The following is a 2,876-nucleotide window of genomic DNA, read 5'->3' as shown; positions in this document are numbered from 1 at the left end:
GGCGCGGATGGATCCGCCGACGTCGCGCACCCCTTCCTTGACGGTTGCTCCCGCGGTGACGAGTTGCTGCAGGGCCGTGTCGGCGTCGGCGACGCCCCAGTAGGTCACGGGGCCGTCGGCGGGGTCGGCACGCGGGCTCAGAGCCAGCTCGTAGCCGCCGACGTCGTAGCCGACGTAGAACGGCTCGTCGAAGTAGGGCTCCACACCGAGGACCGAGGTCCACCACGCCTTGCCGGCGGCGAGGTCGGGCGCCGGATACACCACCACTCGTAGACCCAGGAACATGGGCAACCAGCCTCTCCACATGCGAACAATGGTTTGATCAGGGTAGCCGTCGTCCTATTCCCGTCGGGTCGGCGCCGTTCTGCTGCCACGCGGCCTCGGCCGCGAATGGGTCGTTCCGGACTACTTCGAGGGTGTGCCGAAACCGTGCATGGGCGGGTGGGGAGTCATCTCGCTCACCGTGGCGCCGGACGGCTCTGCCCTGTCCGGCCGCCCACACCCTGCCGGGACTCGACCCGCCGAACACCGGGGACCACTCCCTGGAGTGGATCTGGGAGCACTCGAAGGCCTTCGACGCCTACCGGGGCACCGCCTGGATGAACGAGCCGTGCCGCAGTTGCCCGCAGCGGGAGCGGGACTTCGGCGGCTGCCGCTGTCAGGCGTTCGCCCTTACCGGCGACGCCCGGCGGACGGATCCCGCCTGCCGCTGGGCCCCGGACCACCATCTCGTCCGCGAACTGGTCGAAGCGGCCCCCGGGCCGGCGGTCCCGGCCGACGGACGGAGCACGTGGATCCCTCGCGGACCCGGTACGCCCTCCCAGGACGTCCCCGGTCGATTCGCCCACCGCCGCTGACAGAACATCGGGTGTGGGCGGGTACAGAGCGAAAGTGCGGAGGTCTTGCCGCTACCGGCCTCGCCCACCACGATGATGTGACCGGTCCGTCGGAAGTCCAGGCTGATGCCCCGGTCCGCACCCCCCGGAGGTCTGGCCCACGGTCGCCCCCGCTGGCGTCCGGCCGCCCGGAATCCCGCACAGGCCGTCGCCGTGGTCCTGGTGACCGGGGCCGCCGCCGGTCAGACGGCACTACCGTCGCCGGGCCGCCCCCGCGCCGGTCCGGGGTCGGCCCGCCGTCAGAACCTGGCCCGTTGCCCGTTGCCCGGAGAACGGCGGGTGCCGGTTGCGGGATGGTTGTGGTGGGGTTGGTGCTCGGGCTGTCGTGGAATGAGGGTCGGGCAGGCCGGAGAGGGGTTGGTGCCCCGGGGAGCAGGTGACCTGATGGACACGGTGAGCGTCGCTGTCGAAGCTCCCGGTTGGGTCCTCTCGGTCGAGGGTGCGCGCGAGAGCGCGCGCGGATTCCTCGCGGGCCTCGTGCCGACCCTCGCACCCGAGGCCGCGGCCGCGGTGGTCCTCGTCGTCTCGGAACTCGTGACCAACGCCCTGCGCCACGGGGGCGGCACGTTCGCGCTGGACCTGACCGCGTACACGGACGGCGTCGAGGTGGCCGTCCACGGCCGCAGCCCGCGACCGCCGCGCATGCGCACCCCCGACCTCGCCGCCGGCACCGGCGGATTCGGCTGGCCCATGGTCAACCGCCTCGCCCACACCACCACCGTCACCCCCCGGCAGACCGGCGGCAAGACCGTCACCGCCCTCCTCGCCCGGTAGCGCCACCGCTCCCGTCCCCGACACCCTTCGGTCACAGCTGCGCAGGGGCGGTGCGTTCGGCCCTGTGTGGGCCCGCCCTGCCGGTGGACACCGTCGTACTGCGTGCCGGTGCCGGTGCCGGCACCGATGCGGGTGCGGGTGCGGGTGGGGTTGAGGGCTGGGAGGCCGGTAACGGCGGCCTGTTCGGCGAAGTGGGCCAGGGGACGGCGCAGGACGTGTTCTCCGCGGTCGCGGACGGCTTCGGCGAGGCCGCCGGCAGGGACTTCCTCGTGCGCGGGGGTGTGAGGGGCGGTTCCGGGGACGGGCACCGCCGGCGGTGTCCCTTCCGTCATCGGGCGCCGTCCTTCCCGCTTCCTTGGAACCCCTGCGGCGCCGGGGCGGGGCGCTTGTCCGTCTCGGTTCTGGCCGAAGACTACCTTCCCCTCGGACACGGAAAAATCTGTTCTGGCGGGAGTAGACATTGATGTCGGCTGTGGTTAGTGTTTCTCTCGTAGCCAGCAGTCGAGAGGTACCCGCCAGACACGAACTGGTGGGAAGCGTGACGGAAGTTCGCAGGTCGGCACGGTTGCGGGGCCCTGAAGCCAAGGAAGTGCAGTGCGGCGACAGGACCGGTGGCCGGGCCGGGCGGCCCGCAGTGATCAGGGGCCACCACGAGGCGGTATCGCACTTCACTGAGTGAAGTCGATTCGCAGTCAACGCAGTTCAGCAGGGCGCAGTACCCCTGCAAAGGCGCCGGACTGCGGGCGCGCGTGCCGGGGAGGTCCGGACAGCGGGGTTCCACGCCGGGCTCGTGAGCAGGACGGGCGATGGAGCCGGCAGCCGGACCGGGTGGCAGTCAAGGGCTGCCGAAGCAGTGCGCAGTACCAGCAGTACCCGTGTGAAACCGCAGTTCGCAGGAATGTCAGTGACGCAGAGGAAGAACGGAGGGCGCAAGCGCCATCAGGATCGCCCGGCCCGTGAGGCAGCAGTTCAGTCCGGGCGGACACCGCAGACCCCCCAGCTACGAAGGACGGTGGTTTCCGGTCACGCATACGCGATCCCCGCACGCCCCATCCCCCGGGGCACTGCGGAAACAGAGGACCGGCCCAGGCCGGTAGATGGTGTTGTTCCCCTTCGGGGCCCCGGAGCCGCAACGGCGCCGGGGCCCCTCGACGCGTTCCCGTACCAGGAATAGGAAGAGGTGCAGTGACCACGGCCACCAACCCG

General features: G+C 71.3%; 2 protein-coding genes and 1 pseudogene. 2 read left to right on the top strand and 1 reads right to left on the bottom strand.

Annotated features, from left to right (window positions below; translation table 11 throughout):
- On the bottom strand, positions 1 to 285 hold a 285-nt coding region (locus PUR61_RS23660; RefSeq protein WP_329881378.1), incomplete at its 3' end, for a VOC family protein.
- 106 nt (positions 286 to 391) lie between these two features.
- Here PUR61_RS23660 and PUR61_RS23655 point away from each other — a divergent pair.
- Positions 392 to 933, top strand: a pseudogene (locus PUR61_RS23655) (hypothetical protein); the annotation flags it as partial.
- A gap of 347 nt (positions 934 to 1,280) precedes the next feature.
- Positions 1,281 to 1,670, top strand: coding sequence for an ATP-binding protein (locus tag PUR61_RS23650; RefSeq protein ID WP_329881377.1), 390 nt, complete (start codon positions 1,281 to 1,283; stop codon positions 1,668 to 1,670).
- Positions 1,671 to 2,876 lie beyond the last annotated feature (1,206 nt).

The organism is Streptomyces sp. BE20, from assembly GCF_036322525.1.
Lineage (GTDB): Bacteria > Actinomycetota > Actinomycetes > Streptomycetales > Streptomycetaceae > Kitasatospora.
The sequence above is the reverse complement of the archived record's forward strand: the minus strand, read 5'-3'. Positions and strand labels throughout refer to the sequence as shown.